5 protein-coding genes are annotated in these 5,875 nt (G+C 48.9%); 4 read left to right on the top strand and 1 reads right to left on the bottom strand.

Features of this window, described 5'->3' with window-relative positions; all coding sequences use genetic code 11:
• Positions 1–373 precede the first annotated feature (373 nt).
• From HMPREF9069_RS06255 to feoB, 3 genes are all read left to right on the top strand, one after another.
• Positions 374–658 carry a FeoA family protein gene (locus tag HMPREF9069_RS06255; RefSeq protein ID WP_021626354.1) on the top strand — a complete coding sequence of 95 codons (285 nt, stop codon included), beginning with the start codon at positions 374–376 and terminating at the stop codon, positions 656–658.
• Between the two features lie 104 nt (positions 659–762).
• On the top strand, positions 763–984 hold the full coding sequence (locus HMPREF9069_RS06250) for a FeoA family protein (RefSeq protein ID WP_021626353.1): 222 nt from the start codon (positions 763–765) through the stop codon (positions 982–984).
• A gap of 121 nt (positions 985–1,105) precedes the next feature.
• A complete protein-coding gene (gene feoB, locus HMPREF9069_RS06245) occupies positions 1,106–3,367 on the top strand; it encodes a ferrous iron transport protein B (protein WP_021626352.1) in 2,262 nt (753 codons plus the stop codon).
• A 284-nt stretch (positions 3,368–3,651) separates the two neighbouring features.
• On the opposite strand, the gene HMPREF9069_RS06240 is transcribed toward feoB, so the two are convergent.
• On the bottom strand, positions 3,652–4,437 hold the full coding sequence (locus tag HMPREF9069_RS06240) for a dioxygenase family protein (RefSeq protein ID WP_051317810.1): 786 nt from the start codon (positions 4,435–4,437) through the stop codon (positions 3,652–3,654).
• A gap of 290 nt (positions 4,438–4,727) precedes the next feature.
• Here HMPREF9069_RS06240 and HMPREF9069_RS06235 point away from each other — a divergent pair, with 290 nt between their 5' ends.
• Entirely contained in the window at positions 4,728–5,693 is a 966-nt protein-coding gene (locus HMPREF9069_RS06235; protein ID WP_035438694.1) for a lactate/malate family dehydrogenase, read from the top strand.
• Positions 5,694–5,875: the final 182 nt, after the last annotated feature.

The raw sequence follows: 5,875 nt of genomic DNA, 5'->3' as shown, positions 1-5,875 counted from the left end.
AACGGCTGAAGAATGCCCAGGTAAAAATTGGCACAAGGGTGCTTATCGAACCGTCTGCGAACAAAAGGGTGCTTCTTGAACCCGTTGTATAGCATTTCATGCAGACGGTTCAATACCGTACCAAACGACTCGAGAAACCCCAGATAAAAACTAGCGCAAGGATGCATATTGAACCCGATGTGAACAAAAGGGTGCATTGTGAACCCGATATGGGCGAAAGGGTGCTTATTGAACCGCCTGCAGAGGAAGGCGTTGCTTATTTTTTTCGCGTAGAGAAAAAAAGTAACTTGCTACTCCTTAAGTTAACCTTATACTACTAGGAGTTAAAACTGGTAAACATGTCTGAAAGGGTTTCAGACGCTGGGGAGGAAGCATGGAAGCCGTTATGAATCGACTAGTTTCTGAGTCCGCTCCTCATACGGCAAGTCCCGCCGCAGGAGCGCAGCTGCCGTTGAACTTGGTACATGAAGGCGAAACTGTTCACATCCTTAAGTTGCGTGGTGATAAAGCAACGCGTCAACATCTCATTGAATTGGGCTTTGTTGAGGGTGCTCAGATTAAGGTCATTACACATGCTGCATCGGGCGTTATCGTTAATGTCAAGGGTGCCAACCTTGGCATTGACTCTAGCATGGCTCGTCGTATTACTACTTATTAGGGAAAACGCCGCCTCATGCGGCACTCCATAAGCGTCTTTATTTGGAGACGTCAGATGTTTATGTTTTGTCGCAGGACTCGCGGCCAAATCAGGAGGGGAGAGGGATGGCTACTCTCAAAGATGTGAAGGTTGGAAGCAGCGCTGTTGTTACCAAACTCACAGGTACAGGTGCTATTAAGCGCCGCATTATGGATATGGGCCTGACCAAGGGTACCGAAGTTTATGTGCGCAAGGTCGCACCCTTAGGCGATCCTATTGAGATTACCGTGAGAGGTTACGAGCTGAGCATCCGTAAGGATGAAGCAGAAAACGTTGAGGTTGCGTAATTAGGGCAACTTATCAAATTTTTTTGCATAAAGAGTTCGGCTCGTCTAACAAAATGGCAGCGCCACGTGCCCAAAACCGTGGCAGTGCGCTTCGTGCGTGCAGCAACAAGGAAGGTTTGGAATGGCAGACAAGACTTACATTGCGCTTGCGGGTAATCCTAACTGCGGCAAGACAACACTTTTCAATGAGCTGACAGGTTCTAATGGCTACGTTGGCAACTGGCCAGGTGTTACCGTTGAAAAAAAGCAAGCACCTTGGCGCGCTGATAAAGAGGTTGAGTTTGTCGACCTCCCAGGCATTTATTCCCTGTCTCCGTATTCTCCCGAAGAGACGGTTTCTCGCGACTATCTATTGGATAGTCATCCTAATGCGACGATTGACCTTGTCGATGTAACCAATCTTGAGCGCAATCTCTATCTCACCACGCAGATTCTTGAGACGGGTTGTCCTGTGGTAGTGGGTCTCAACATGTGCGACTTGCTCAAAGAGCGCGGTGACGTTATTGACACCAAAGCTTTGTCCGAGAGGCTTGGTGTGCCTGTGCTAGAGGTTTCAGCTCTGCGTAACCAGGGGCTGGATGAGTTAGTGAAGACTGCTGTTGAAGCTGGTAAGAGTGGCAAGGTTGCTACTGGTGTTAAATGCTTCCCCGCAGATGTAGAGGGTGCGCTCAACAAGATCGCAGCTCGTATTGAAGGCAAATGCGCTGCTAACTTGGTGCGCTGGTACTCTATCAAGGTTTTTGAGCGCGATGCTGTAGCCGTCGATTCACTGAAGCTTTCCCAGACAATTCTCTCTGAACTCGATGCAATCATATCTGCAGTTGAAACTGAGCGTGAGGATGATGCTGAAAGCATCATTGCTTCTGAGCGTTACGAGTGGATTGCTGGTGTTATGGATGCCTGCGTTAAAAAGGCACCAAAAAAGCTCACTCGCTCTCAGAAGATTGACAAAATTGTCACCAATCGTTTCTTGGGGCTGCTTATTTTTGCATGCGTTATGGTTGGTGTATATTGGCTTGCTATCTCGACTGTTGGTACGGGCGCTACTGACTGGGTTAATGACAACCTCTTTGATGAGGGTTGGGAATTCTTTGGCATGGAGATGCCCTCGATTCCAGCTGTTGTGACGGGTTGGCTGGAGACTGCGGGCGCAAGCCCACTGGTCACGAGTTTGGTAGTTGACGGCATTGTTGCAGGTGTCGGTGCTATTTTGGGATTTATACCTCAGATGGCCGTGCTGTTTGTCATGCTTTGCTTCCTTGAGGATTGCGGCTATATGAGCCGTGTTGCCTTTGTTATGGACCGCGCATTCCGTCGTTTTGGTTTGTCTGGCAAGTCTTTTATTCCTATTTTGATTAGCTCTGGTTGCGGTGTTCCCGGCATTCTTGCTACCAAGACAATTGAAAACGAGCGTGACCGCCGCATGACCACTATGGTTGCGACTTTTATTCCTTGTAGCGCCAAGCTGCCCATTATTGCTCTGCTTATGGGTGCGTTGATTGGCGGTGTTAAGGCATGGTGGATTGCACCGTTGTTCTACTTCCTAGGCGTGCTTGCGGTTATTGTGTCTGCCATCATGCTCAAGAAGACCAAGCCTTTCTTGGGCGAGCCTGCTCCCTTTGTGATGGAATTGCCTGACTATCACTTCCCCTCAATTAAGTCTTGGTTGTTGCATGTGTGGGAGCGTGTTAAGAGCTTTATTGTCAAGGCAGGCACCATTATCTTTGCGTCGACGGTAGTTGTGTGGTTCCTCTCTAACTTTGGTCTTGCTGGCTGGGAAGGCGGTAATGGCTCTTTTGGATATCTACCTGGTATGGAGGGTGCTCCCGACGAGTTCATTGACTACTCTGTGCTTGCTGGCTTCTCTGGTCTCATTGGCTGGATTTTTGCACCTTTGGGTTTTGTCAGCTGGAAGGCGACTGCTATGACCGTTATGGGTCTGGTTGCCAAGGAGAATGTTGTTTCTACCTTTGCTACGCTTACGTCTTTGGGCGATGCAGGTGAGACCGACCCTTCCATGTGGGTTGCTTTTGGCCAGATGTTTGCTGCTAATGGTGTGGTTAATACGGGCGCTATGCTTGGTTTTGTTGCCTTTAATATGCTCTGTGCACCATGCTTTGCTGCTATGGGTACCATCAAGCGTCAGATGGATGATCCTAAGTGGTTCTGGGCAGCCATTGGCTATGAGTGCCTCTTTGGTTGGGTTGTCGGTCTGATGATCAATCAGTTCTATGGTTTGATTGTTTATGGTAGCTTTGGTTTTTGGACGGTGGTGGCATTTGTGTTGCTAGCGGCTATGCTATTCCAGCTTTTCCGTCCAATGCCTAAGTATGAGCATGTTGATGACAAGATCCTGACGAAGCTTGGTGAACAATCCCAGTAGAGTTTTTGCTTCGTTTGGCCTGAATTTACACACCGTAATTTGGAGCTGTATCAGAAGTGGATTCTGGTACAGCTCCTTTTTATATCTATCTCAACCTCAGCTTGGGATAGTTTTCCGCAAGCCTCTTGCTTGGGGATATCTGGTAAATCTGCAGGTATAAGGGTAGATGACCCAACCTCAGGCTGGGTCAGATGGACAAGCAAAACCCTCCCGTATCGAACTCCACTGCGTGCTGTGTGGTTTTTGGAGTACTCCGCGGGGGGTAACTACTGTGAGTCTTTGTGTCACTCACCACTGGGTTCAAAGAGATATGAAGTCATCGACATACTGCCAAGTTCACGATAGTTATTAAATGTGCCAATGCGGTCGCCTACCTGTACCGCACCAAGCGCAACAAGAAACGGCAAATAGTGATCACGCGTAGGAACAGCAAGCTTTGCGCTAGGTATCTGCTCGTAGTGAACGGCTTTTTCAAACTCGCTATTTTGTACAGCATCAAAAATTGACTGATCAAATTGATCTGCCCAGTCAGTACCGTTGGGGTTGTCCCAGTCGGTCATGCCTAGGTTATGTACAATATTTCCACTAGCAACAATGAGTACGCCTTCATCCCGCAGGACACTCAAACGGCGTCCCATCTCATAGTGTTCATCGTCGCTGGCGCTCATATCCACGCCCATGGGAACTACAGGCACATCGGCATCGGGATACATAGTATTGAGCACACTCCAAAGACCGTGATCAAGACCCCATTCGTTGTCGGCTTTACCTGCTTGTCCCAGCAGTTTGAGAGCTCGTAAAGCCGTCGCATTGTCACCCATTGGTTGGTATTGCACCTGATAAAGCTCCTTGGGAAAACCGTACATATCCATAATTTGTGGGTTCATGGGATCCGTGCGGACGGGAACCTTACCGCGAGCGGTCCAATGAGCCGAAATCCCAAGAATAGCTGCGGGTTTTCCGATACGCTTGCCGACTTCGCGCCAGCCGTGTCGGGCGCGATTATTGCCAATAGCGTTCATAGGAGACCCATGTCCTACAAAGACAACAGGCATTTTTTCGTCAATCATGGCAAGTCCTTTCTTAGGCGTCGCATCGCAACGTGCTTGTTTATTTTCAGATGCTTTGATTATGGCGTGCAACCCTGGCTACTCGCAATGAAAAGCTGGGGTGGCGGGTGGTTGCAAAAATAAAAACTGCCCATTCTGATTGACAGCTCTAATACTTCTAATGTTTGTGTCTCAACTGCGTTACAGCTGCCGCCACCGTCATTTGCTGCGCGCATAATACTTGCATGTTCGTGCGGGTTGTTCCGGTGTCAAGTTTCATCGCGGCAACAAGCAGTAATTTGGAGGTGCATATGAAGGCAAGAAAGATCGGTATTATCGGAGTAGGTCATGTTGGTGCTCATGTAATGTTTGATATGGCAGTCCTAGGTATTGCCGATGAAATTATTCTTGTAGACATTAACGACAAAAAGTCTGCCTGCGAGACTCAAGATCTCTTCGATAGCTTGTCTTTGTTACCTCATCGCGTTCGTGTTCGTGTGGGTGATATTAAGGATTTAGCCGATGCTGATGTGGTAGTAAATGCTTCGGGTAAGGTCTCTCTGCTTATTGGTAGCACTGATCGTACGCGTGAGTTGCGCTACACCATCCCTGCCGTGCATACTTGGGTCGACCGCCTGCGCAAGTCCGGCTTTGACGGTATTTTGATTGATATTTCTAATCCTTGTGATGTGGTTACACGTGAGATTGCCTTGGGCTTGGGGCTTCCCAAGGGTCGTGTATTTGGTACGGGTACTGGTTTGGATACGGCGCGTTTGGTATCGCGCTTGGCAGAAGAGACGGGTATCGACCACAAGTCAATTACTGCTTTTATGATTGGCGAGCACGGGAGCGCACAGTTCTGCCCGTGGTCGTGCGTGAGTTTTGCCGGCGTGCCCTTAAGCGAGATGGCACAACGCGACGAGAAGTTCGCTTTCGATTACGACAAAGTAGAAGACCTTGCACGTCAAGGTGGTTGGATTACCTTTGCGGGCAAGCAGTGCACGGAGTACGCTATTGCGTTGACTGCCGCGCGTATGGCTCAGGCTGTGCTACATGACGAGAAACTCATTATGCCTGCAAGTGCTTTGCTTGAGGGCGAGTACGGTGAGCAGGACATTTACGTGGGTATCCCTGTAGTAATTGGCGCTGGTGGCGCCGAGCAGGTCCATGAGTTGCCACTGACCGCAGCAGAGCTTGCGCGCTTCCATGATTGCTGCGAGAGTATTCGCACCAATATGGCGCTTGCCGATGAGTTATACCCTGAAAAGCAAGCATAGGCCCATCATATTTGAGCTGCAATACTGATCATAAGGCGTGCTTATCAAATGGTGGGCACGCTTTTAGCATTTAATTTGATTCTCTATCAAGCAGGTAAGCTGCGCTATCTGGAGTGCAGGCAGGATACCAACCACAAACACCAACCACAAATGGTTCATCCTTCGAAGTAAGCAAGCGTAAA

It is taken from the genome of Atopobium sp. oral taxon 810 str. F0209, assembly GCF_000466405.1.
In the GTDB taxonomy this organism is placed as follows: domain Bacteria; phylum Actinomycetota; class Coriobacteriia; order Coriobacteriales; family Atopobiaceae; genus Olegusella.
Note: the sequence above shows the minus strand (reverse complement) of the source record. Positions and strands in the feature narration are given on the sequence as shown.